At 44.0% G+C, this 22,557-nt stretch carries 28 protein-coding genes; 3 read left to right on the forward strand and 25 right to left on the reverse strand.

All coding sequences use genetic code 11. The annotated features are described in order from the left end of the window. Positions 1-2: 2 nt before the first annotated feature. From OQE68_RS30130 to OQE68_RS30175, 10 genes are all read right to left on the reverse strand, one after another. A complete protein-coding gene (locus tag OQE68_RS30130) occupies positions 3-2,009 on the reverse strand; it encodes a hypothetical protein (RefSeq protein ID WP_266196033.1) in 2,007 nt (668 codons plus the stop codon). 101 nt (positions 2,010-2,110) lie between these two features. Next, positions 2,111-2,890, reverse strand: a complete 780-nt coding sequence (locus OQE68_RS30135) for a hypothetical protein (RefSeq protein ID WP_180571410.1) — start codon at positions 2,888-2,890, stop codon at positions 2,111-2,113. 1 nt (position 2,891) lies between these two features. Beyond that, a complete protein-coding gene (locus tag OQE68_RS30140; RefSeq protein WP_266196003.1) occupies positions 2,892-3,389 on the reverse strand; it encodes a hypothetical protein in 498 nt (165 codons plus the stop codon). A gap of 4 nt (positions 3,390-3,393) precedes the next feature. Continuing rightward, entirely contained in the window at positions 3,394-3,954 is a 561-nt protein-coding gene (locus OQE68_RS30145; protein WP_180571412.1) for a hypothetical protein, read from the reverse strand. Then, entirely contained in the window at positions 3,951-4,439 is a 489-nt protein-coding gene (locus OQE68_RS30150) for a hypothetical protein (protein WP_180571413.1), read from the reverse strand. Before OQE68_RS30150 ends, OQE68_RS30145 begins: the two co-directional genes overlap by 4 nt. Positions 4,440-4,468: 29 nt before the next feature. Next, positions 4,469-5,071: a hypothetical protein gene (locus OQE68_RS30155; protein ID WP_180571414.1), complete on the reverse strand. Its 603-nt coding sequence runs from the start codon at positions 5,069-5,071 to the stop codon at positions 4,469-4,471. Positions 5,072-5,075: 4 nt separating this feature from the next. Continuing rightward, complete coding sequence (locus tag OQE68_RS30160; RefSeq protein ID WP_180571415.1) at positions 5,076-5,717, reverse strand: hypothetical protein; 642 nt, start codon at positions 5,715-5,717, stop codon at positions 5,076-5,078. A 19-nt stretch (positions 5,718-5,736) separates the two neighbouring features. Then, positions 5,737-7,557: a hypothetical protein gene (locus OQE68_RS30165; RefSeq protein ID WP_266196034.1), complete on the reverse strand. Its 1,821-nt coding sequence runs from the start codon at positions 7,555-7,557 to the stop codon at positions 5,737-5,739. After that, complete coding sequence (locus OQE68_RS30170) at positions 7,554-7,811, reverse strand: hypothetical protein (protein WP_180571909.1); 258 nt, start codon at positions 7,809-7,811, stop codon at positions 7,554-7,556. Before OQE68_RS30170 ends, OQE68_RS30165 begins: the two co-directional genes overlap by 4 nt. Positions 7,812-7,887: 76 nt before the next feature. Beyond that, a complete protein-coding gene (locus OQE68_RS30175) occupies positions 7,888-9,447 on the reverse strand; it encodes a DUF8615 domain-containing protein (RefSeq protein ID WP_266196035.1) in 1,560 nt (519 codons plus the stop codon). A 217-nt stretch (positions 9,448-9,664) separates the two neighbouring features. Here OQE68_RS30175 and OQE68_RS30180 point away from each other — a divergent pair, with 217 nt between their 5' ends. Further along, a complete protein-coding gene (locus OQE68_RS30180) occupies positions 9,665-10,399 on the forward strand; it encodes a hypothetical protein (protein WP_180571788.1) in 735 nt (244 codons plus the stop codon). Positions 10,400-10,525: 126 nt separating this feature from the next. Here the strand turns inward: OQE68_RS30180 and OQE68_RS30185 are convergent, their stop codons facing one another. From OQE68_RS30185 to OQE68_RS30240, 12 genes are all read right to left on the reverse strand, one after another. Then, positions 10,526-10,978: a hypothetical protein gene (locus OQE68_RS30185; RefSeq protein ID WP_180571789.1), complete on the reverse strand. Its 453-nt coding sequence runs from the start codon at positions 10,976-10,978 to the stop codon at positions 10,526-10,528. After that, positions 10,965-11,444: a hypothetical protein gene (locus OQE68_RS30190; protein WP_180571790.1), complete on the reverse strand. Its 480-nt coding sequence runs from the start codon at positions 11,442-11,444 to the stop codon at positions 10,965-10,967. Before OQE68_RS30190 ends, OQE68_RS30185 begins: the two co-directional genes overlap by 14 nt. Before the next feature lie 74 nt (positions 11,445-11,518). Beyond that, entirely contained in the window at positions 11,519-11,812 is a 294-nt protein-coding gene (locus OQE68_RS30195) for a PAAR domain-containing protein (RefSeq protein ID WP_266196036.1), read from the reverse strand. Beyond that, a complete protein-coding gene (locus OQE68_RS30200) occupies positions 11,812-12,546 on the reverse strand; it encodes a phage baseplate assembly protein V (protein ID WP_266196037.1) in 735 nt (244 codons plus the stop codon). Before OQE68_RS30200 ends, OQE68_RS30195 begins: the two co-directional genes overlap by 1 nt. Continuing rightward, positions 12,530-13,555 carry a hypothetical protein gene (locus OQE68_RS30205; protein WP_266196038.1) on the reverse strand — a complete coding sequence of 342 codons (1,026 nt, stop codon included), beginning with the start codon at positions 13,553-13,555 and terminating at the stop codon, positions 12,530-12,532. Before OQE68_RS30205 ends, OQE68_RS30200 begins: the two co-directional genes overlap by 17 nt. Next, positions 13,533-14,252 (reverse strand): hypothetical protein, encoded by a 720-nt coding sequence (locus tag OQE68_RS30210; protein WP_266196039.1) that lies wholly within the window; start codon positions 14,250-14,252, stop codon positions 13,533-13,535. The genes OQE68_RS30205 and OQE68_RS30210 overlap by 23 nt, the downstream gene beginning before the upstream one ends. Next, entirely contained in the window at positions 14,243-15,109 is an 867-nt protein-coding gene (locus OQE68_RS30215; RefSeq protein ID WP_180571573.1) for a hypothetical protein, read from the reverse strand. Before OQE68_RS30215 ends, OQE68_RS30210 begins: the two co-directional genes overlap by 10 nt. After that, positions 15,099-16,628, reverse strand: a complete 1,530-nt coding sequence (locus tag OQE68_RS30220; RefSeq protein WP_266196041.1) for a tail fiber domain-containing protein — start codon at positions 16,626-16,628, stop codon at positions 15,099-15,101. Before OQE68_RS30220 ends, OQE68_RS30215 begins: the two co-directional genes overlap by 11 nt. Beyond that, positions 16,621-17,121 carry a hypothetical protein gene (locus OQE68_RS30225; protein WP_180571571.1) on the reverse strand — a complete coding sequence of 167 codons (501 nt, stop codon included), beginning with the start codon at positions 17,119-17,121 and terminating at the stop codon, positions 16,621-16,623. Before OQE68_RS30225 ends, OQE68_RS30220 begins: the two co-directional genes overlap by 8 nt. Then, positions 17,118-18,188, reverse strand: a complete 1,071-nt coding sequence (locus OQE68_RS30230; RefSeq protein ID WP_180571570.1) for a hypothetical protein — start codon at positions 18,186-18,188, stop codon at positions 17,118-17,120. Before OQE68_RS30230 ends, OQE68_RS30225 begins: the two co-directional genes overlap by 4 nt. Next, positions 18,185-18,493: a hypothetical protein gene (locus tag OQE68_RS30235; protein WP_180571569.1), complete on the reverse strand. Its 309-nt coding sequence runs from the start codon at positions 18,491-18,493 to the stop codon at positions 18,185-18,187. The genes OQE68_RS30230 and OQE68_RS30235 overlap by 4 nt, the downstream gene beginning before the upstream one ends. Position 18,494: 1 nt before the next feature. Beyond that, positions 18,495-19,094, reverse strand: a complete 600-nt coding sequence (locus tag OQE68_RS30240; RefSeq protein WP_180571568.1) for a hypothetical protein — start codon at positions 19,092-19,094, stop codon at positions 18,495-18,497. 359 nt (positions 19,095-19,453) lie between these two features. Here OQE68_RS30240 and OQE68_RS30245 point away from each other — a divergent pair, with 359 nt between their 5' ends. Then, positions 19,454-19,654: a hypothetical protein gene (locus OQE68_RS30245; RefSeq protein WP_266196042.1), complete on the forward strand. Its 201-nt coding sequence runs from the start codon at positions 19,454-19,456 to the stop codon at positions 19,652-19,654. 57 nt (positions 19,655-19,711) lie between these two features. On the opposite strand, the gene OQE68_RS30250 is transcribed toward OQE68_RS30245, so the two are convergent. From OQE68_RS30250 to OQE68_RS30260, 3 genes are all read right to left on the reverse strand, one after another. Continuing rightward, entirely contained in the window at positions 19,712-20,401 is a 690-nt protein-coding gene (locus OQE68_RS30250) for a DUF4097 family beta strand repeat-containing protein (protein ID WP_180571774.1), read from the reverse strand. Between the two features lie 63 nt (positions 20,402-20,464). Continuing rightward, positions 20,465-20,896, reverse strand: coding sequence for a LexA family protein (locus OQE68_RS30255; RefSeq protein WP_180571775.1), 432 nt, complete (start codon positions 20,894-20,896; stop codon positions 20,465-20,467). A 101-nt stretch (positions 20,897-20,997) separates the two neighbouring features. After that, the gene (locus OQE68_RS30260) at positions 20,998-21,255 is read right to left on the reverse strand and encodes a WGR domain-containing protein (protein ID WP_180571776.1); all 258 of its coding nucleotides are present in this window, start codon (positions 21,253-21,255) and stop codon (positions 20,998-21,000) included. Positions 21,256-21,869: 614 nt separating this feature from the next. On the opposite strand from OQE68_RS30260, the gene OQE68_RS30265 reads away from it, so the two are divergent. Then, positions 21,870-22,376, forward strand: coding sequence for a GNAT family N-acetyltransferase (locus OQE68_RS30265; RefSeq protein WP_180571777.1), 507 nt, complete (start codon positions 21,870-21,872; stop codon positions 22,374-22,376). Positions 22,377-22,557: the final 181 nt, after the last annotated feature.

A 22,557-nucleotide genomic window follows, 5' to 3' on the forward strand; every position in this document is an offset into this window, starting at 1 on the left:
AGTTAAATCCGGTCGTGACTCATCAGGGTTAACACCACGTCATCAAATTCCGTGGGTATCGACGAAAACTCCGACGGGGCTGAATTAGGCATAGAAGTTGGCTGCACCGGTCGCACAGTGGGTAATTGTTGCAGCGATTTCGCTAAGGCTTGCCCGAGTTTTTGTTCGTCTAGTGTTACAGTGGGTGAAGGGGAATTAGCCACTGCTGTATTGATATAATCATGGCCTTCAACTGCTGTACTTGGCCTGTCGTAAATATTGAGTGGCGCTGGATCAACGGGGGAAGAATGCCGATTCACATCAGCTGAGACAGGTTCTGCTATAGTAGTAGAGCTAATCCTACCCTGATGTTGGCTGGTGGTCGCAGTATTCACCACCAGCTTGTCTGTATCTTTAAACTGTAATTCAGAGTGATCTACCTCGATAGTTTGAGGATCTGCTTTTGGGGTTTCCAACACAGATACGGCAGCTGTAGTAGGCTTTTCTGCTAAATAATCACTGGCAGTCTGGCCAGCTAGATCACCTAACCAGTTACCAGCCACTCCACCAATAATGCCACCAATCAATCCGCCTACGGCTGTCCCTAACAATGGCACTACACTACCTAACGAGGCACCCGCCATTGCCCCCGCAGCGGCACCTCCCATTGTCCCTGTAGTTGCAGCGCCCATCTGCACTACCTTTTGGGGCACTGATAAATCCTCACGATCTTGTAAGGCTTCATAAGTCGTTGCGGCAGTGACGACACCTGCCACTGGGCCACCAAATTTAGCGAGCTTACCAAGTTTGGATAACCAACGACGGCTACGATTATTACGACGACGATTGTTGTCTTGATCATTCGACCGCTGTTGTCTGTCTAATTCATCAAGGCCTATATCTGGCCTATCACTGCCACAACAGCAGCTGGCTTGTTGGGCGAGTTGATTGGAAATATTCTGCAGCAACTGCTGGGTATTTCTTTCCTCGCTAATTAACGAAAACGTTTGCCGTTCCAATTGATCACTGACGAGTTGCTGTTGCTGGCTTTGGTGTACCTGCGCTTGCACTGCTGCGTGTTGTTGCTGTCCCACCGACAACTGTGGTGTTTCAGAAGCTGGGGGTATGGCTGGCGCTGCCTGAGCGCTGTCGGGTTGATTAGGGCGTTGGTCATTTGTTGCACGATACTGAGGTGTTGCTGACTGACTGACATTGGCGGCGCTTGCGGTATTTTCTGCCCGAGTCGTATTGGAATGTGTCGTATTTGCTCTATTGGTGTTGGTCGCCTGTGTTGTATTGGCTGACCTGTTTTCTGCTTGGCGGTTAGGTCGGTTTGCGCGGTTAGTTGTTCTATTTTGAGTGCTATTGGTATTAGCACGATCCCCGCGGACACGATTAAATAACCCCTGGGCGTGGTGCATTAACCCCATGGTTTCTTTAGCGACTGACCATAACCCTCCGCCTAATGCATAGCCCGCTAAATCCCCTTGATGGGTTCCCATTGAAGCCTGCAATTTACCAAACTGCGTGCTGAGTTGAGCACGACTGGCAAACTGACCGTTAGCTAACCGAATTGGCGCACTTTGATGAGTCGTATTGGCGGCAGCGGTTGTATTTTCATTTGTAGTGATTGGTGTTGTTTGGTCTCCATCTGACGTAGAATGAGCGGCCTGTAGTCCTGCCAGACTATGTTGTTGATCTGCTTCGGCAGGTGTTGCGGCTACAACCTCGGGTTGTGGCTGGTTTTGTTCGGCAATGACGGTGTGTTCTACCAGGGTATTTTCAACGACAAATGGTGTGTTGGCAGGAATTGACTCTGCTGCGCTAGCAGTAATCGCTGTTGGCTCTACCTGCACCGTTACACCAGCATTCAGCCCCTCAGTATTGTCTGCGACCGTTTCCAATAAATCGACAATTTCACTGTCCCATGGGGATAAAACAGTATTTGGTGATTCGGTATCCACTACGGGTGTAGCCGCTATCAGTGTCCTATTAGCGGCGACGTTGGTTTCGTTGTTGGAGCTGGTCATGTAATTTAATTACCGTCGACACATCACAAGCGAGTAAATCCCCTAAGTTTTGTTGGCCCTGTAAACATAAATTGGCTAATAAAATATGCCAGCCTTTTAGGTTATATATCTGGCAACTGGAAGTAATCCCGAAAGGGAAAAAATAAAGTTAACCCGTCATTATTTTTTTGCACCTCACAATCACAAGTCGGTACTTGAGTGGTTAATTGCAGTTGGCCATCATGCATGACCGACGGCAAGCCGTGTTGTAATTCAGTGAGTTTTTCACTGATCAGTTGTTTTAATTGGATAAACTCACTGGCCGTTAATTTAAATAACCATTGTTTTTTGGCTTCATCCTCTACATTTTGCTCAGCAAAATCCAGACAATAGGTTATTTCTGATAATGGTAATTCCGCTTTTTTTTGTCGGTATTCGGCGCTGTGATTCTCTAACTGATTGAGAATGAGTTTAAATTGTTCAAGTTGCTCTAACGCCTCACCTGTCAGTGGTTTAATATTCAATACTTCTCCCTTAAAAACAACTTCTCGATAAGGCTTAGCTTTAAGTGTTGTACTGCTATCAGCCAAATCCCTTAAATCCAAGCGGTAGCTCAGCGCTTTATCACAGCTGGGGCAGGTATAATCCAGGGTCATCTGAGTATCTGGCAAGGTGTGCAGGGCATACCAATACACCGCCAGGCGTCTGTCATCCCCGGTCCATTGGCGTGCATCACTGTAGGTTTCAGGGGCCTGTAATTGATTTAAATACTCCGTGGTGATGTGTTCTTCTAGTTCTGGCTGCGTATCGGCAATTGCCAGCATATCTTTTACTGTCGCTTCTCGTAATCGGATCGTTAATTCCGGTTGGCTGGGGCGGGGTAGGGGGGCTAAATAATGCATATTATCGAAACCTCGTAAAGGTCACGGAAAACTCTAAAAATCCAGGCTCAGTATAAGACTCGGTAATCTCGCCAGCCTGACTGGGATACACTAAAAAGGTGTTAATTAATTGCTCATTATTCTGTTCAGTAAGCTGCAATAGTTGCAACTGTCGTACATAACCCAGTGTTGGGTGTAAGGGTGGATTTAAGGTACCATCTGGATTCTGAATCCTGGCCATCCAATCGAGTAACCAACGGTGAATGCGCCGGTCTTGGTGATCGCGTAGGGTGACTGTTAGTAATCCCGGTTCCGCTTGATGGGGTAAATTAACAAAACTCGCTCCAGTTAAAATGGGGTTAGTATTAATCGTAAACAGCCCATAGGTCACGTCTTTCACAAACAGCGCAAAGTCAGTGGGTTGGCCTTCAATCTCAAGTTTAAATTGCCAGTTTTGTTGAAAAGCCTGCTGGACACTGCGTTTAACCGCTAACCGTTGCTGAGTAAAATCGATAGCCATTTACTTAATGACTCAGCTGGGCTGCGGTTAAAAAGGGCGGATGCTCTTTCATGATTGCTTCCAGTTCAGTTAATTGCCCTCGAATATCCGCCTCTACCGGTAAATGGTCAGCGGATAATTCCGCAGCCTGGTGCATCCCCCGTAGCCGCTCATTATTCGCCAGGCTAATCAACCCGTGTAAATGGCTATGAATAAAACTGACTTTGGTATGGGGTGGAAAATGGTCTTTATTGAAATCCCAGCGAGTAAGGTCCGAAAAATAAATAACCGTGACATCACCGGCTGACTTTTTACCAAATTTATAAATTAATGTATTGCCATGCAAAATAATCGGTGCCGGTTGCTGGCGTTCATCATAAGCCGTTAATAATCCTTCGTAATCGTCAGGGGCTTCAACACCCTCGGTCAATTGTTCAGGGGTTAATACCATTGTTTTCTGAAAACCAATACTGTCATGATAGGTGCGACAACTGCGTTTTAATAAGGTTAAAAACGTCACTTCATCATCCAACAATAATAAGGAAAACTCCGCTTTAATATCGGCTAATAAATCCAATGGTGTCATAGGCGTTCACACCAGTTGTAGTGAATGGTGATTGGAATTTGGACGGTACCCACCCGGTTAGACGTATCTAATTCCCCAGGATCGGCTTTTACAATACAGTCTTCCAGTTGCCAGCCTCGGCGCTGTTGACCTTCCCCGACTAACACCATTTCAATAGTGACGTATTTTTTCTGCTCAATAATTTCAAATAAAGTGTCTTGGACCAGGCCGGTTTTTAACTCCACCATATTCACGGTAATATCACCGTCCCGTTTCACGGCACCGTATTGCTGAAAACCCTGGCCGTATAAACCAAAGTCCTCCACCGGCTCGCCGCGGGAAATCTCGGGTAATTGGGCGGTACGGACTAATACGGTTAAATCCTCATAGCCTTTGATGGTCATCTCAAAATCAGACGCCACCGCACGCTCACCCATGGCCACGTTTTTTGAGTAAGCACGTTTTAATAAGGGAATATCGCCTTTAACATTGGGTATACGTGACATAATCACTGTTACTCCAGAAAATAAAACCATTAACCATAGGTGGCAGGGATATCACGACGGGCCAGCATTTTTTCGGTTTTTATAGATAGCTGTACCAGTGCCTCTAATAAGTAACCGTTTTTATCCCGTGGCCCATCGAGCGGCACTTGCAAGCTTTCAATCACGCAAGGCCCACACATCACATTGCGACCAATATTAATCCAGACAGATTCGGGTTTGCGGCCCAGTGGCACTAAATCATTAACGTCAGGTGTGGCCATTAACTCCAGCGCTTTAATGGCCGCTTCGACTTCATTTTTAGGGTCAACTAAGGCATACAATTGCAAGCTCAACGTAAACTGATGAGGCTGATTACCTTCCCATACCTGCTGGCTATTCAAGGTGGTGACCGATGTTAGCCCGGTTAACGATTGAGTTAACCCAGCGGATTTCTGGACCGGCTCTTGTGCGCCGAGCGAATCAGTTTCAAAAGGGCTGGACCAGGTGGCACTGATGTCTTTGGTGGTACCCTCACCAATGGCACCTACTACCAATGTGGTATGTTGATGAATCCAACATTTTAAGTAAGGGCTGATCCGATTGTCATTCAGCCCCACTTGCGTCAGCTCCCCTTGTTGCCAGAGCCCAGCCATTTAATTACAAGCCTCGCTGTGACCGCAACTTCATGGCTTTGGCCCGTGCCCGTTTGGCGGCGGCACTGTGTGCCTTGCGTCGTGCTTTTTTCAAGGCGGCTTTTTGCGCAGCCGTCATCCGGCGTTTACGAACAGGGATTTTTTTCAGGACAATCTTGCCATCAATGACACGTCGTTCGGCTTTATCCATCACCGGCTCTGGACGGATAATGGCGTATTCAGCGACTAAGGTACCGTCGTCTTTAGGCTCGGTGCTGAGTTTATCTTCAATTTGCTGAGCGACGGTTAACGCACTGGCTTCATCCTGGCGTTCAAAGAGGGTTTTCACATCCCGATTTTCAGCCCCTAATGCTGTAAGGGCAATAGCCGTTTCACGGGTTAAATCTTCATAATAATCTTCTTCCGGTTGGGTGATATCATCCTCAATAGCAACGTCCGCCATCCCGGAGACAATTTCGGTCAGTGCATCCGGGGTCACTTCATCATTTTCTACCCAGGCTAACGCGCTAGCCATGGCACTTGCCCGTAATTGTTGATCCCCAAATTGGTCAATAATGCTATCCATAATTAATGGGTTGCTATTATCCAGACACCAATAGTCGATATCTGTCGTTTGTAAATCACCAGGGGAGCCGGTATCAAACATAAATAAATTCCTCAAAAAATTAGCGCATTAATTTGGGTTGCAGGGCAATGCGACGAGCCACACCGGTGGGTGCAAAACTCACCTCGACTTGCCAAAGATCAATTTCCAGTTGTTTAATATCAATACGAAACGGGTTTTCCCCATCACGCTCGGGGTTTCGGGGATTCACAAACGCGCCGGCATCTACCCGGCGCTGACAAATGTCATTGGCTAAGGTGGTTAATAACGAGAGGGTTAGCCCATCGGGTTCAAACTTGGCGACACTCGCCGCCTGAATAAATTCATGGGAAATGGCATTTAACACCGCCACCACATGTTCAAACCGTAAATAATTATTTTTGGGCCAGAGATTTAAACAGTCATTAATAAATTTTCCTTTATCAACCGGATTCATCCGAGCCTCTACGCGCTCATCCGGTAATACAAAACCGGTGCTGTGTAAGGGCTCGATCCCACGCCGATTAATGAGGCCGCGGCTTTCACCCGCTGCCGTATAATGAGCACCCGAAACAGCGCCATGGCCGGTCGGTGTCGCATAACAACGGGCCTTGGCTGCCACCAATGCACCAGATGCCCCCCACAAACTTTTACCACCGTACCACTCATCATTCGCTTTATAGGGGTAATGTATCGCCTGAGCCTGATAGCTTTCCAAATTGGCATCTTCCAGCCATTTAAGCGCAGCACTTTCCGTTAAGTAAGGAGGCACATCGAGCTTTAATTGGGTTAACCGACCTTCAGCAATCTCAATCGCGTGGGCTAATACAGCAGTGTCGTATTGCCCTGCGGCAAACAATAAATCAAAAGCCACATCATCGGATTTAAGGCGTGACCATGCTTCGATCCATTGTTGAGTTGTTGGTGATTCACCATTATTGCCACCTGTAAAAGCGCCACTCAATGGCATTACATCAGCCCAGCGGGCGTTGTACGCTACCTGGCACCGAAACCGGGAAGAGCGTTCTTCCAAAACAGTTGGGGCATAAGCACTTAGGCCCTGATCATCAATATCATCAGTATCAATGCCTACCTGATAGGATTCTACTAACCGTGACTGACCATAGTGATCTTCATAAAAAGCCAGGGTAAAACGCTGGTCAACATCATCCAGGGCGGTAATTTCCACTCGGCGGTGATCACTGGGGTGACCATCTACCGGCCAGACCACTAACCAATAATCCTGAGCCACTGCCATGTCAGTGCCATAAGGATGACTTGCGGTTAATACGTCAGGTGGTGTTTGCTGGACCTTGCCATGAATCACCAGCTTGGTGCCACTGGTCATGGCTTCCAGATTGAGACTGTCGTCTTTAGCAATCCACAATACCGGGGTAGCGCCATGCTGAAAATGGTGCAGGTTATACAGCTGACTGTTAATGTCTACGGTCCAGCCATCTGCTTCAGTAGCACTCACAGTAAAATCTAAAGCAGACGACGATAGCAGTATTTTAATGGTGTCGCTTTCAACTATCGGTGTGGATTGTATGGTGACTTTATAATCTTTAGCGGCGGGGGCTTCGGGTTTTACCGGAAATGCCAGGCTTGGAAATTGTGCCCCAGTGCCAACCACACGAACGACCTGACAGGCAGCACACTCAGTTAATGCATCCTTCAGATGCCGTAAGCCCTCGGCTTTGGTACCGGCGGACATGGGTAAAGGCTTGCCAAAAATCGATTGCCAATTATCCGCCGTAACCGTGACCGGCTTACCGACCGGGCCTTGCGAGGCTGCTACGACTGTTGCACCAATGGTCTGACTGCTGCCCGTGAGCGAAATATTGTTATCAATGGGTTTGAGTACGGTAATTCCCGCACTCTCCGTTATGGTTTGACTAATCATGCCACCTCATCAATACGCATGGTAATCGCTGGAAAACCTTTTAACACTTCTTTTAAATGCACGACTTCTGATTCTGTAAAAATATCCGGGGCAGTATTCGCATGCCCAGCAATCCAGATTCGACGTTTACTCAAGGTGCATTCCAACGGTGACACACTGGCATTTTTAAAAACCACTTCAAAAAAGCGTTCGGCTGACTCGGGTTTATCTTCAGTAGCGGTGTCAGTTGACGTATTTTTGCGGCGAGTTGCCATAGCCTACACTCCAAAAAATAATTAAAAACAATCGAAAAAAAAAGAATCAAAAAATAACTCATTAACTCAGTGCCGCTTAAGGCACTAAGGTGAGTAGGGTGTAATAGGTTCGGCCATTTTTAGGGTGCAAATCCCGGTAGGCTAATTCATACAGGGTATTACTATGGCGTAATTTTTCATCAATCGGGTGCTGGTAATTAATGGCACTGATCGCATCGGCTGCCACATAACCCGAATCACCATGATCGCGACCCTTGGCATAACAGAAGATTTGCCAGTCAGGGGCAAACGGATCTTCTTTAAAATCAAATTCAAACACCTTGCCCACATAATGGGGTTGAGGGGTATGACGATAACCGGGGGCCATTTTTACATGGGGAGCACCAATCGACTTCAATAACGCGGAGGCTTTGGGGCCAGCAATAATCCCCACCAAACCACTTTTTTTAGTGCGGTACATTAAATCCTGGCTGATTTCATAAAAGGTCTGGCGTAGAGTTTCATAATGATCAGTGAATTTAAGGGCACTGGGGACCGTGTATTTCCATTGACGATTACCCATGGCAAAGAAATACATATCGATTAAACGGCGGCGGTCTTTTTCAGCGGCGAGAATGTTTTTAGCCGAACTGAAATTTAATGCATTCAGGTCAATACTGAACTCACGACGGGCGCTGAATACTGCTTGAATGGTCGCGCTGGCCGCAATTGCGGATTCGTGCGGATAGACGATCCAGGACTCCATTTCATGATCAATTTTAGGAATTAATGATGGGTCTTTTTCGATAGAGACATCATACGCCACATGAATTTCAATGCCATTTTTAGGTGGCACAGAAAAATTAATGGTAATTCCACCATTATCATGGTCTATAGAACCTGTCACCGTCACGGCCTGGCCATCAGCATCAACGAAATGCCCAGATAACAACCCACGACCATTTAAATCTTCAGCTACCAGGTTACGATCATGGTAAACCCGTACCAGCTCTTTACGCACTGGCATGCCAATACTTTTGGTGAATTCCTTAGTAGTACCATCCCCAGTCGCCACGGGCTGTCGTTGATTCATGGAGGAATACTGACCATGGAACGAATAGTCAATTAAATCACCTTTTTTTAGGTCACCAAAGGTAGAGCCCGCCCGTCGGGTAATCGCAAAAATTTCGGATTTATCGTAATTGGGTGGAATATGCGTGACCATATCATTGGTAATGCTGGTCAACATGGTAGGGACAATTAACGCAACCTGGTGATTACGCTTAATAATACCCTCACTGGTTGATGTCGCCGCATCCATGATTTTATGGTTAGCAGTATTCACCAGCATATTTTCGATGGTGTGATAGGCACTGGCCATCATTTCCGCAGAGGGTAAACAGCCGCGCTGATCATAATAAGCACGCACGGCATTCGCAGTAACCCCTAACAATAAAGGGCCTTGCTCGCCTGCCGCATCAAAAATCGTATCTTTAACAACGGCTTTTAACTGGCTGTTACGTTCGGCGTTGTCAGTAATAAATCGGTTGGTGTTAGCGGATTCAACTTGGGGATTGATTACCGCCTGGCGGAATAGGGCGGCTTTTTCATTAATGGTATTAATTCGGTTGTGGTATTGGGTGATCGTTGCGACCATAGCAGGTGAATACTCCGGGTATCAGACTGATAGAGCACCACCCTAACATAGAAGATTAAAACCACCCGCTGACTGAAAAATATTGCAGATATTTATTTTTTGTTGTTTTGTCAAGGCTAATTAATAGATAACTATCTTAGTTATTGCCAAATACTGCATATTCAGATTGAATAACTGGGTTTGGAAAAATGATACAAAATCTTAACTAAGGCTACTGATGGATATTCTACAAAGTCAGTTTTTGATGAAGCTACAAACAGCACTGTCGTATTTACCAAATGTTAAACCTCGGATAGCAAGACAAGACCTTGAATATGAGCAGCGTAAGTTATGGGCAAGACAATGGGAAATGGAAGAACAGACAGATAGTGAGTTTGATGAGCAAGCATGTAAAGTTATTCTAGGTAACACAGAGTTAACCTGTGATGACTTCAGACATATTCTTGAATCTGGCGGTGACTTATCTGATACACCTAAAGTGACACCCTATGGAGCTTCGTTGTTAATTAAATTATATAACGACGGCTACTTTGAGTTGAAAGGTAAGAGCCAACAACCATCGACTATTGACCAGCAATTGATTGATTATACAGCAAGTGAACAGAAAATTTCTGAGCAAGAAAAAGACCATAAAAGACAACTTAAAGCGTATAAAACGTTAATCAAAAATCCAGATAGAATAAAACTAGAAGAATTTAGTTATTACTTACTCAATGATGTATTTGTAGAACATTTTGGTTATAGACAAGGCACTTTTAAGCTTGATATTGGCGGTGTATCTGTCACAAAAGGTGTGACGGTCTACAGTAGTAACTCAAGAAAAAGTCAAGATAGTGAAGTTATCTTTAGCTGGACTGACTTAGATGGCAATTATAGGGAACTTAAGCAAGCAAGTTTCCATAAGAGCAATCGTCGTAATGATGAAAGGCGTAATTGGGGGTTACACGAATAAATCTAGCGAAAAGTGATTAAAAAAGAAGAAGGCATTACTATAATTATCTTAGGCCCCTTGAGAGGGGCTTTTTATATATAAAAAACCAAAACGATTAAAAAGTTAACAGCTTTTAACTAGATAAATTTACTGAAGGCGGAGAGACTTTAACTGTTGTTTAGCTTTATCATCAGGCACTTGATTCATAAGTACCCTAATATAATCAGTAGTATCAAAATAATTAAGGCTAAGATAATAAGACTGACCAGGTTTTGCTAAAAGGTCATATTCTAAAAGTGTATTGGCAGGTATTCCTATTATAGGTAACCTTACGCTGATTCTTACTGGACCAGGTTCAGTCTCATAAACTGAATAACCAAGCAATCGAAGTCGAGATAATTTCTGATCATTAACATAAATATAGGGAACATCGACTAACTCACCTCCTCCAATCAGTGAAGGGTCTTGATATCTATAAATATAAATAATAGCATTATTATCATTATTTTTATTATGAGGTTTATAAATAGGGCCAGTGGCAGTACATGCCCCTAGGAAAACTAACCAAAAAATTAGCATAAGCAGTTTAATTTTTTGCATTTTTCTCTACAACCTTTACCATCTCACTAATAAAGTAGATTTTTCCGTTCTTATCTCTTGAAAAGGCCATTACATACTTTTTTCCTTCTTCTGCCGTAAAAAATAATTGGGCTTTTGCATGACCTGAACCTGAATAGCTTTTTTGCTTTATTCCAAATAGAACATGAACTGGTCCTGGCTGTATTACTACAGAGTCAAAAGCATCACAGTTGTTTTTACAGCTACTTTCATTAGAAGCTAAACGAATAGGGTGTCCGTTAATTTTCAATATTTTAATAAAATAATCGTTTCTTTTAGACTGCTTGTTTTTTATAGGCTGACCACTGTTTTCAGTTGTCAGCACGGTGCCAGTGTCTGATAAAACGCCTGCTGCAATTCCATTAATTGGTATCAAAGGAGCTGTTTGGCATGCAACAAGGAAAATACTGACAAAAATAAGTGATATAACTTTTTGGTATATTGGCATTGATATTTTGTGCGACATAGTTCAATAAGCGCGCAATAATAATGTAGCATTAGAGGTAAATCAATGAGTAGTTATTATCTATCAACTGTATGTAATGCTTCTCCTGTAGCAATAGTAGACCCGCAACTGACACTATCCCCGACTCGCGCTACAGGTTTGCCATTAATAATATGGTTGGGACTGCCACTTGAAGTCACGCCAGCATGCGTTTCAGGTATGGTAGGACAGGTGTGGGGTAGCCAGCCATGCCGCTTACAATGCACCGGTTTTCCATTGATGGTATGCAGGGGTTCGCCTTCACTGTTTGCACGAGGTGGCCAACAACCATGGCCACTACAGATGGAGCCTAATATTGCAATAGCTGGCATTACCCCAACTCCTCAATAAACTTTTTCGCTCTCACAATAAAATGTTGGCCTGCTTCGAAAATAATATTTTTTGCTGCTTTTATGGATAAATTCCCACTTTGTACATTCAGGGTAGCATCACCGGCCAGGACATTAATGGTTAATTGATTGCCTGCAATCAGTTTGGTTTTGGTTTTGCTCGAAAACAGGTTTTTTTGTTCACTATGTAATACGGCACCTTGTTCGTTTAACTCAAAAGCAGTCCCAGTAGCACGATGTGTGACACGGTAACAGCCTGGCGGCTCATACTCGACGGTAATCCCATGCTGTGTAATCACTGATGATTGGTGATATTGTGCTACCGCTGGCTTGGGTTCTTCATCGGTGCGTTGATGACTAAATGATTCGGGACCAGCCCACGACTCATGAGGGGTATTAGGTTGGCCTGCAGGACAAAAGTGGGCGCTGCCAATAATCCGTGGGCGTCGTGTATCGGGTTGGCCGTGGCTGATATACGGAAAATCCAACCAAACCCAGTCACCTACCTGTACTGGAGTAAAACTGCCAGCGTTATAACGAGCACCAATGGGTAATAAATATTCGGCCCAGGGTAATTTGTCTGTTGGCACCCCTTCGGTTAATCCTAAAATCTGTACCTGTACCCGCAGGCATTTTTTCGGGTCATCGGTATTAATTACCTGGCCGTGATAATGGTTTGGTGAGAGGGGAGGATTTAACTCAGTGGTATTGTTCATTGTTTAAAGGCAGACAGGTTTTAACCCGGCATTGGTATTTTTGAGCAGAATAGCGATGTGCCACTGACTGAATAATCACTTTGTCGGGTAAACTTTCATCAATCGGTAGTTCCGTATGGTTACGATTAAACGCCAGCTGAAGAGTAATACCCGCTTGCAGCGCTCCATTGCCTAAGCAAGTAAATTCCAGTGTTGGCGTTAACAGGGTATTTAAATTGGCTAACGTAATTGGGCTCTTAAATCCTGCCAATTCACGCGGTACAGTGGACGAATCAGTAGTATTTGCATTACTCGAATTAAGAATGCCTTGAGCTAAGTGCCAACCCGTAAACTGGCGTTGCGTAAAACTCTGGATGAGTGGATCCGCATTGGTTTTTTTGAATGAAAGAATCTGATTTTGCTGGCGTGCATCGTCATAGTGGTAGGAAATGAGAGCTGTTTTTTTGAGTAGTGCTGAAATGGGCTTAAAAGTAAACTGCTGGCGTTGATAATGAATCACCGCTGCTGTTTCACGGGCAATTTGCTTAAGTAAGCGACTGGGCCGCATACCTGGCAATAGGTGATAATCCTCAATGGCTGGAAATGCACTGGTATTGATCGCCGTGTGATTTACCAGGAATTTAACTACGGTTTCAGGGGCTTCTCCCACAAAAAAACGAGCCTGAGTTGCTGGCATTTTTAATTGAAAAATCACCTCACTCAAGCAGTTCAGGGTTAAAACGGATTCAGCATCCATGGGCATGGTCAGAATCACAAAGTGCTCTATCGTGTCTAATTCATCCCGTCGGTAGGGATCAGCAAGGGTAACTGTTAATGTCTCAAAAGGTCTAATGCCTAAGTCATCCCGAAAAATCGCTTCGCGATCATTCAATTTTAAGATTAATTTAGGCCCGGATAAATCCAACGTTTCAATATAAACCGCTTCAATTAACCAGCTTAAATCCAAGGGTTTATCCTGATAACGAATTTCCTGAATTAAGACATGTTCAAATGTTGGGTTGGCTGCCAAACGGAAATACTCGTAAATTAAACTGAATAGGTTCGATTAACTGGCCCTCATTTCCTACCAGAATGGGTGTTAATAAGGTGTGCTGTACTTCCAGTGCAAATAACCGGGCTTCTTGATGTGGGTCCAAACTAATATCTGTTGCCAGTAGGGTTTCCGGTTCTCGGATATAAGCTTCAGCGGTGAATTTTTCATCAGCAATCAGATAGATCAATGGAATTTTGTGGTGATTATGTTGTTTCTGGTTAATAAAAAAATACCAGGCAAGGGCTAATTGTTCCGGGTGATTGCGCTCATGACCGACAAAAACCAATCGATAGGTAATATCAAAATACATCACCTGTAGTTGATAAGGTGTTTCTAGATCCTTTAACCAGAGTATATCTTGATAGATCCCACCATAATGTTCGGGATCGGCACTGGCTAAACTGATATCCCGAAAATAATAAATTAAGGGTAGGGTAACGGCAGCCGTTTGGTTTTGTTGTTGAAAATAACCCTGTTTGCCCAATTGCTTCATGAATACTAAAGGACTGTCTAATTCACCTCTAAATATTTTATGATGGGATGGTCTAATAAAAAAAGATTGTAAATTAGAGTCATCAGATCCAATGTTTTCATAGGCTTTTACCAGGTGACATCCAAACGCTTTATCTACTCTTGATAGGTTAGTCAGTGTGGGGGGCGAGGTTATAGCCATTGAACACTCCCAGCAGTAGCCGCACCAGCACGCCCACCCGATGAACCGCGGTTACCTCCCGCGCCATGATGGCCAACAGCTCCACCCGCACCGGAATAATTTCGTTTATTACTACAAGTGCGCTCTTCACCACGACCATGAGTACGACAAGACTCCCATCGATAATCAGTACCATGACCTGGACCATATAAGCTGCCTCGACCTGCGCCGCTATGATACTCGCCTCTCCCTCTTCCACCGTAGGGCTGTCCGCCACCACCTCCATCATTTTTATTTTCTCTTGAACTACCACCTCCACCACCGCCGCCAACAACACTGCCCCCCGGATGGACTTTTAGTCTTAAGGTGCCATGATTCACGACAATACCTGTTCCTCCATGCCCACCGGTATAACTGTGCCGATAGTTTGCACCCGCGCCGCCGCCACCGCCTCCCCAAATATGGCCGTAGACTTCTAACGTTAACCCACCAGGAAAATGCGCCATATTGACATTCATGCCAGTACCCCCAGCATTACCATGACCGCCACCATGTCGATCAGCCCCACCATGCCCGGTGACATACACCCCTGGATTGACAATTAAAATACACGAGGCCTGTCGTTCGCCTGGTGTAAACCAAGCATCGGCATTGGTCCCATTCACTACCGCGCTACTGATACGTTTAATTACCTGATTAGCACTACAGTAAAACTGACTAAAGGCAATAACCCCTGTTGTGGCAATTTTGGCATTGGAAGGGGCATCAGGAACCAGGCTTTTACCCCGGTAATACTGCGATAAGCTGAACGGTTTATTGCCTTTAAATTCAGTGGCAATATCCGTAAATGTGATTGGCCCTTCACACCTAACCGCCATGCAATTGCTCCTCTAAAACAGAGACTTTGTGAGAAAGGACTTTCACCGCTTCCACTAATAAAGCGACCACGCCAGTACTGTTAACGGATAGATAGCCGTCCTCTGTTGTTCTTACTGCGTCAGGTAATACTTGTTGTACTTCTTGAGCAATTACCCCCACTTGATAATCACCCGTATCAGAGCGCTGATAGTGGTAACCGCCAAGTTGGTGCAATTTATTTAGTGGCGAGGAAATAGGGTTAATATGTTGTTTTAATCGTCGATCTGAAAATGCCGTGACATCCCCTTTCGCGTAAATCGCCCCATTGCAGGTAAAATTAACATCCATGGTCGCAGCATTATGATCCATTACTAAAATCTGTTTAGGTTGAGTATCGTTGTAGTGCTCAAATACAAATAAATCATTCGTGTTATCTTGAGCTTGAAAATACAGCCCACAAGTTTCACCACCTGCGGTTTCACGCACATGAATTGAAAATATATCCGTTAAACCAGTCCAGTTAATGCCATGGCTCCATGCACCTTGAACAATATCAAAATGCACGGAGCCTGATAGTGTGCCGCCCGTTTTTTTATAAACCGACTCGTCATTGGCTTTACTGGCTAATACTGCGGGTAATTGAGCTACATCTGGGATAGCCAGTTGGTCAAATCGGGCCTTATCCAGTTTGGTATTTAAAGCATCTCGTAACCCTGCAATATTATCGATACCTAAGTTCTGTAGGTTTTCTTTATTTTGCTTAATATATTCAACAATATTTTTTAAGGATTCAATTTCACTGCTATCCGAGGATAAAAAAGCATTAATGGTATCGATCATTTCTTTTAATATACGACCTTGGTTGGCTGATAAGATATCGGTCGCTGATTGTGAACGTAAATGATCAATGGTTGGGGGTAGGCTTTTTATTAACTCATGCAGTTTTTTGCCTTGTCTTGCGGATAAACTGGCATCCGCTTGATCAGAATTGAGTTGATCAATAATTAAGGGCATTGTTGCCGCTAGTTGATATTGAGGATGTGGATTGCTTTTTTGTTCATGGGTTAATACCGGGATCCGTTCAATACGACGGCTAACGTCCAGCATATCAGTGGTTAAACGCTCAACATCTGACGGTACTTGTAGCGTAGCGAGCACAACACTATGAGGCGTAATGGCGGTAGTTACCACCAGTTCCACCGTGCTCACTTGATGATGTTGGTAATCCACTTGAATAATAATATGTTGGGTGTCACCTGGAGTAATGGTTAATGCTTTTTGCATTCCTGCTGGCATTCTCGCAGTGAGTGAATATCCTTGGGTTTCAACTACGGCTATCGACTCTTCAATCACATCGCCCACCAAAACAGTGAGTGGATTGTTTGCATCAATGGTGACATGAAAACCACTATAAATACCTGCGGGCACGACACCTGATAATTTACGGTTGATGGTGGCACCGGAATAATTCTCACGCCAAGCCGTGTCTATGCGTAAATCATTAGCCGGCTGTTGTGGCCAGCTATTCGCATTAATCATGGGTTACCTCATCAATTAAAGCCAGTAATGCTTGTGTGTCGGCATGACTCATGGGCAATACCTGGTGTTTAGCGCCCACCAAACCGTGTTTGCCAATTGGGGTAGCAGCCAATACATAAAATAATTCCACGGTTTTCTTGTCATTGGGTAAACGATCTTCACACCAGAGAATGCTTTGCTCAGGCACGGGCTCTGAATCGAGCAAGACCGTTTTAGGGCTTTCAAAATCAGGCGCTGACTGAAACCCTGATGCTAATAAATTTTGTGGATTGTCATTGGGGAAAAAACGCGCTTTCACAATAATCGGTGCTGCATAATTGACAGTGGTTTCGCGTTGTTCCAGAGTACCTACCAAGTCCAAAGGATCTGACGCCTGGTCTTGCAGAGCCTTAAATAACATCACTTGCCGAGTATCCCGCGACTGAAATAAAAATTGTTTCGTATCACTCGCCAGCCGTTCAGTTAATGCTAAAAAGTCCTGGGGTTGAATCATAATTGCTGTTGAATGGCCTCTGCAGACATCCCTAATTCATCCGCAAATTTTTGGTACACGGTATTTGCCGGTATGTTGTAACGCTGAGCAAACGCTAATTCTTGTTGGATTTGGGCTCTTTGTTGTGCGGTTAGCTGTTGAGTCATTTTCGTTCTCACACGATTAATTTTTTTACGGTTAGCGGGTGTATTTACGTGACGGCGTAACCCTAAATTCGCTTGCCTGGCCAGTTCAGCACGAATTTTTTCCTGGTTTAACTCACCCACCCGCGCCCGGCTGAGTTGCTGATGATCTTGCCGAGTCATGAACTGATGACGGGTATCGCCAGCAAAACCCGCCTGTTCAGCCTGGCGAATCATTTGTTGGGTTAACTGAGTTTTCACGGTAGGGCTTTTTAAAGCCCGAAACACCTTCAATACATGTTTACAACAGCAGCCGCGTAACTGTGGGTTACGTACTTTGGGGAAGTCTTTTTCATACGGCTGAATCGCAAATCCACCCACCGTCGCGACATAGCGATACCAGAATTGATGACGCCCACAATCACAATCAAACGATACCGGGCCGGCCAGGGTTTGGGTCATGGCTCGGTTAACGTTGCCTGCATCAGTTAAATGTCGCCACCAGTCTTCTAACCTGACTTTGACCTGGTGAAACTGGGCTTGGTATTTACCGCTGGCTGTGACGCTAAAGGTAAGGGTAGAGCCGTGTATTTTATAAAGTCGAGCGGAGCGAATCTCCAGGTTAGCCCGTTCCACATCAATCGCCCGAGATGAAGCAATTAGCTGATCTGTAGGCACGCCCTTAGCCGAACCAAACTGCTTAGCCAGGCGTTTTTGGGCTTGAGCAAACCCGGTTAAATCCTCGATAGTAAATGGGGTGCCGTCTTCTCGGGTACCGATTAATACTTCCGCATTGGGGGGCATTTCCCCCGTGCGAATGGCCATGCGGATTTGATTCGGTGATAAGGTGCGTCGGGCACTGCCTCGGCTCTGACGTAGTTGGCGGCGTAGCTCCGCAAACTCACGGTCCTGATGCCGAAAATTTACGCCTTTAAAAGGGTTCATGCGCGCCCCTCAGAATCAGCATAGGCTTTGATTTGTTGGCGAATCCATTTAATGGGCGGCAACTGTAGGGTTGTGCCTGCTTTTAATGCCCCGCGCATGTCGTCTAGCTGAGCAATAATCACCACAATTTTTTTGAGCTGGGGAGTGCCATAAAAGCGAAGCGAAATTAACTCTGGCATCAACACTTCATCCAGGGCCACTTCATGGATTTGCCATTCAGGCAGTGGATTACGCAATGCCTTATAAAACTGAGTACGTAATAAGGGATCCTGGATCGTTAACGGGGATAGCCGCGCATGTTGCATGCTAGCGCCCTCGGATAATCGCCGCTAATCCTGGCGGTAAGTGGGCTAGCTTATCAGGGGGTTTACTGCCTAATAATAGGGTTAAATAGTCATGAGACGCGGGATTAAAGTGTAAGGCTCCCAGTACTAATAATAAAACCGCTCGTTGATAACCGGTAAATCTCTGGTAATCAATGTCATAACGATTGCGGCCTTTGTCGTCTTTATCAATATTAATCGAATTTCGGTGAATTTGATGACGTTGCAAGCCATGTTGAAAAATAATATTACCTAATTGATTACCTTGGATTTCCCCTAAACCACTTAAAGCAAAATAATAATCCAGAGCAATATTTTGATAACTGCGGTTTTCTGCCGGTGCGGATTGATCCAAGGTCAAGGTATAACCCATATTAAATAAACGACTAGCGTCTTCTACTAAAATCAGAAACTGTTTATTCAATGTATGATTGAGTGTCTCTAATAATCCTGGCTGCCACTGCTCAAGCCGCCCACTTAAAGGAGTTAACTGGTCAACAATCAAGTATTCACCGTTGAAAGCCCCTTGTGCCAGCACTTTCGGGTGACTTACCAATGAGACGGCACAGAGTTTTTTAATCATCCAACAGCCCCCTCAATTTAATAAAGCGCAGGCCCTAAGGCTGGCTTTTACATGTAGAACAAGATCTATTATTCAGAAAAAAACAGGAGCGTCCATGATAAAAAAATATTGCACCTTATAAAAATAATGGGCAAAAAAAAAAGCAGGCACTAAGCCTGCAAACTCAAAGGGTCATAAGGAGAAAGCAGGCGGGTAAGGGGGTAAAGGAGGGAATGAACAGTTTCAACTTACGGGTAACCCGCCTGCATGAATTGTTATTATTCATAAAATTTTCATGCTGTCTATGATAAAAAAATATCGTATGTCATTTTTTTAAAATGGGTTATGATGGGATTAATTAAATACAACAGAAAGCCTCTATGACGAACGACTACCAAGATATCAATACCTCTTTACCACCTATAAATAGCCGTGTTGACGTAATTTGTCGATACCATGATCGAGATGATTTAATTACTGAAAAAATACGCGCATACCACGACAATAGCGGCGAATTTTACTTAACGACCGTCGGTCATAATATCAGTAAATTAGTTACGCATTGGAAACTAGCCGGTTAATCTGGCTAGTACCTATGCACTGTAGTTTTAAGAAGAAAAACTAATTACTGAAAATATTTAATAGTACTCACTTTCTTTAACATTGATATCACCTGTGGCGACAATGACTTTAATATTGGCATCACCTGAGCCAGGTATATCAATGTGATTGCTTAAGCTCACCATATTGGGATTGTAATCAGTACTGCTAACATGTTTCGATTGAGAATAAATATTGCCAGCCAGAGCAATAATTTTCATGTTTTTATACTGAGTAGGTGATGTGATTAAATTAACATCACCAGACACAATGCCTACATCTAAATCCCCAGAAACCACTTGTATATCCGCCTTACCTTGACGGGCTCGAATATCTAAGCTCGCTTGCACAGGTAAAAATACCTGCCAGTTCTGCTCAATATATACCTGTTGATTGAGTGTAAGGAGGGTTTTACCGTCAACCTTACTCGTCTGAATTGTAAAGTTTTCTTTGTTTAGCTGACAGGCTGACTTCAGATTTACATTAGGTATCTCATCATAAGAGGATTGTTTTTCCACGCAAATAGGCTTCAAATAAACATTAAAATGTGCTGTTTGTGTCTTTGAAGGTAAAACCTGAATACTACCATTATCAATGTGTACACTATAGCTTGCCTGGCTATCAGAAAACGTTTTTGTTAATAGTACTGTGTTATCTTCAGCAACTGTTGTAGTACTTAGTGAACTAATGACCGTCAATGCAGCAGCCAATAACAAAATTTTCTGCATCACATATATCCTATGTACGAATTAAACAAATAGAGTTTTTTAATAAAAGTGGTTGAATAATGACTAGCGAAAACTATGCAGACTATGTGCAACCACACCCCAGATCACACAATCAAAGTGCTCTGTGATCTCAATCGGTTTGAATTGTGGGTTACGTGGTATGAGCCAGGCCTTATTTTTTGCGAGTTGCAACTGTTTTACAGTTAACTCACCATCAAGTGCAGCAATGACGACATCACCGTTTTGTGGTGTCAGTGCCCGATCTACCACCAAAATATCACCCGACTGAATCCCCACTTCTACCATGGATTCACCTTTAGCTCGGACAAAGAAGGTTGCCGCTGGATGCTTCACTGCAAAGTCGTGAAGATTTAAGTCAGCTTCGACATAATCATCTGCAGGTGATGGAAACCCTGCCGCCACATGACTGGACAATAGGGGCACTGTTACCTGAGATGCATGTTGCTTGGCTGTATAGCGTTGAATGACCTGCATTGCCTACCACTAAATACTGTATATAATCACAGTATTCTAACCTAAAGCCAGCTACTCACAATCAGAAATTTCTATTGATGAAGTAATAGTTGATAGAGATACTAGCCTACATGGGGCTCTATAACTGGCTGAGAGTGCTTGAGAGAATAGCCCTTGCGCAGTTTCTCTTTTTTTATGCTTTCGAGGGCAGTGTATGCCTTTTCGTAAAGATCAAAGGTGTCTACCTTGATTGTCCCCTTGGTGCCAATTCTTCCCCATTGGCGTAATAGCGCCCAATTACCAAACAGGTCTTTCTGAATCAAAAGCGTGTAAAACTTGTGAGTGTTGGTCTTAGGATCACTGAGTTTTAGGTAAATCATCCATGGCCACCTGGTTATAGGCTGGCTTTGAGTTAACCAGGGTAAAGCAAGTTGATCAATTTACTTTTTTGTGACTACATATTGATAGGTGAATACTATTAGACAATAGTGTACTCCCAAATAAACACTTTCACTTCACTGTAAGCAACTACTCACAATCATAGGCTACCAGTTTAGTATGAAGACTAATGATAAATAACAGATGCATCATATTACGTATTACGCCTTTTGATAACATACTACCAGCGTAGTAGGAAGCTGTCCGGTTCTTGGCCTTATCGGCTATTTTTAAAAAGGCTTAAGTCAGGTTGGTTAGAGATGGAGCACTGAGAAACCCTCAGAGCCTGGCAGTTGAGTTTTATAGACGTCAGAAGGGTTAGACCTATCAGGTAGATTTGATCAAAATATAACCAAACTGTCATATATTTCCTGGTAACTGCTGCCATAACGAATTTTCGGCTAGTTCTGAAAGAACTACAGTTGAGGTCAATTGGGGATGGAGCAGTGAGTAAATTTAAGAACCTTTAGGTTAAAATATGCCAATTAGTTATGCGACATAGTATTTTGCTTCAGAGTGACGTTCATTAATTGTTAACCGCAAAGGAGATACAAGATTGACTATTAGTATCCGAGAAGAACAACCAAGCGATATTCAAAGTATTCATGAGGTTACTGTTGCTGCATTTCTTGAAGCACAGCATACCGACCATACTGAGCAATTTATTGTTAAAGCTCTTCGTGAATCATGCGCATTATCGATTTCACTTGTTGCCGATGAGGCAGGTAATGTCGTTGGGCATGTAGCACTTTCTCCCGTCAGTATTTCTGACGGTACAGATGGCTGGTATGGTCTGGGCCCAATATCAGTTCATCCGAACAATCAGAATAAAGGTATTGGTTCAAAACTTATGAATGCAGCTATTCAAGAGCTAAAGAATATAAAAGCGAAAGGTTGCGTATTGCTCGGAGACCCTAACTATTATCATCGTTTTGGCTTTAGACCTAGAGAAGGATTGGTACTTCTAGATGTACCAGAGGAATATTTTCAAGCGCTAGTATTTCAAGAAGATTTGCCTCAAGGAATTGTCACTTATCATGAATCCTTTTCTGCAAAGAGTTAATCAGGTAAGAGCTGGTATCTATCCAGCTCTACCCACACCACTCTGCATTAGTCCTAGTGCGGGGGCCCTCCTTATCTAAGTTGATCAAACTACAACCAAACTGCCATATATTTCCTCGTAACTACCGATAAGTGGGTGTTATCGGCTATTTTTGCAAAGGCTTGAGGGGAGGGACCAGGAA

It is taken from the genome of Spartinivicinus marinus (genome assembly GCF_026309355.1).
GTDB classification, from domain to species: domain Bacteria; phylum Pseudomonadota; class Gammaproteobacteria; order Pseudomonadales; family Zooshikellaceae; genus Spartinivicinus; species Spartinivicinus marinus.

Coding starts and splice junctions, on each gene's coding strand:
- OQE68_RS30130 (WP_266196033.1), bottom strand. CDS start 2,009: ATGACCAGCTCCAACAACGAAACCAACGTCGCCGCTAATAGGACACTG.
- OQE68_RS30135 (WP_180571410.1), bottom strand. CDS start 2,890: ATGCATTATTTAGCCCCCCTACCCCGCCCCAGCCAACCGGAATTAACG.
- OQE68_RS30140 (WP_266196003.1), bottom strand. CDS start 3,389: ATGGCTATCGATTTTACTCAGCAACGGTTAGCGGTTAAACGCAGTGTC.
- OQE68_RS30145 (WP_180571412.1), bottom strand. CDS start 3,954: ATGACACCATTGGATTTATTAGCCGATATTAAAGCGGAGTTTTCCTTA.
- OQE68_RS30150 (WP_180571413.1), bottom strand. CDS start 4,439: ATGTCACGTATACCCAATGTTAAAGGCGATATTCCCTTATTAAAACGT.
- OQE68_RS30155 (WP_180571414.1), bottom strand. CDS start 5,071: ATGGCTGGGCTCTGGCAACAAGGGGAGCTGACGCAAGTGGGGCTGAAT.
- OQE68_RS30160 (WP_180571415.1), bottom strand. CDS start 5,717: ATGTTTGATACCGGCTCCCCTGGTGATTTACAAACGACAGATATCGAC.
- OQE68_RS30165 (WP_266196034.1), bottom strand. CDS start 7,557: ATGATTAGTCAAACCATAACGGAGAGTGCGGGAATTACCGTACTCAAA.
- OQE68_RS30170 (WP_180571909.1), bottom strand. CDS start 7,811: ATGGCAACTCGCCGCAAAAATACGTCAACTGACACCGCTACTGAAGAT.
- OQE68_RS30175 (WP_266196035.1), bottom strand. CDS start 9,447: ATGGTCGCAACGATCACCCAATACCACAACCGAATTAATACCATTAAT.
- OQE68_RS30180 (WP_180571788.1), top strand. CDS start 9,665: ATGGATATTCTACAAAGTCAGTTTTTGATGAAGCTACAAACAGCACTG.
- OQE68_RS30185 (WP_180571789.1), bottom strand. CDS start 10,978: ATGCAAAAAATTAAACTGCTTATGCTAATTTTTTGGTTAGTTTTCCTA.
- OQE68_RS30190 (WP_180571790.1), bottom strand. CDS start 11,444: ATGCCAATATACCAAAAAGTTATATCACTTATTTTTGTCAGTATTTTC.
- OQE68_RS30195 (WP_266196036.1), bottom strand. CDS start 11,812: ATGCCAGCTATTGCAATATTAGGCTCCATCTGTAGTGGCCATGGTTGT.
- OQE68_RS30200 (WP_266196037.1), bottom strand. CDS start 12,546: ATGAACAATACCACTGAGTTAAATCCTCCCCTCTCACCAAACCATTAT.
- OQE68_RS30210 (WP_266196039.1), bottom strand. CDS start 14,252: ATGGCTATAACCTCGCCCCCCACACTGACTAACCTATCAAGAGTAGAT.
- OQE68_RS30215 (WP_180571573.1), bottom strand. CDS start 15,109: ATGGCGGTTAGGTGTGAAGGGCCAATCACATTTACGGATATTGCCACT.
- OQE68_RS30220 (WP_266196041.1), bottom strand. CDS start 16,628: ATGATTAATGCGAATAGCTGGCCACAACAGCCGGCTAATGATTTACGC.
- OQE68_RS30225 (WP_180571571.1), bottom strand. CDS start 17,121: ATGATTCAACCCCAGGACTTTTTAGCATTAACTGAACGGCTGGCGAGT.
- OQE68_RS30230 (WP_180571570.1), bottom strand. CDS start 18,188: ATGAACCCTTTTAAAGGCGTAAATTTTCGGCATCAGGACCGTGAGTTT.
- OQE68_RS30235 (WP_180571569.1), bottom strand. CDS start 18,493: ATGCAACATGCGCGGCTATCCCCGTTAACGATCCAGGATCCCTTATTA.
- OQE68_RS30240 (WP_180571568.1), bottom strand. CDS start 19,094: ATGATTAAAAAACTCTGTGCCGTCTCATTGGTAAGTCACCCGAAAGTG.
- OQE68_RS30245 (WP_266196042.1), top strand. CDS start 19,454: ATGACGAACGACTACCAAGATATCAATACCTCTTTACCACCTATAAAT.
- OQE68_RS30250 (WP_180571774.1), bottom strand. CDS start 20,401: ATGCAGAAAATTTTGTTATTGGCTGCTGCATTGACGGTCATTAGTTCA.
- OQE68_RS30255 (WP_180571775.1), bottom strand. CDS start 20,896: ATGCAGGTCATTCAACGCTATACAGCCAAGCAACATGCATCTCAGGTA.
- OQE68_RS30260 (WP_180571776.1), bottom strand. CDS start 21,255: ATGATTTACCTAAAACTCAGTGATCCTAAGACCAACACTCACAAGTTT.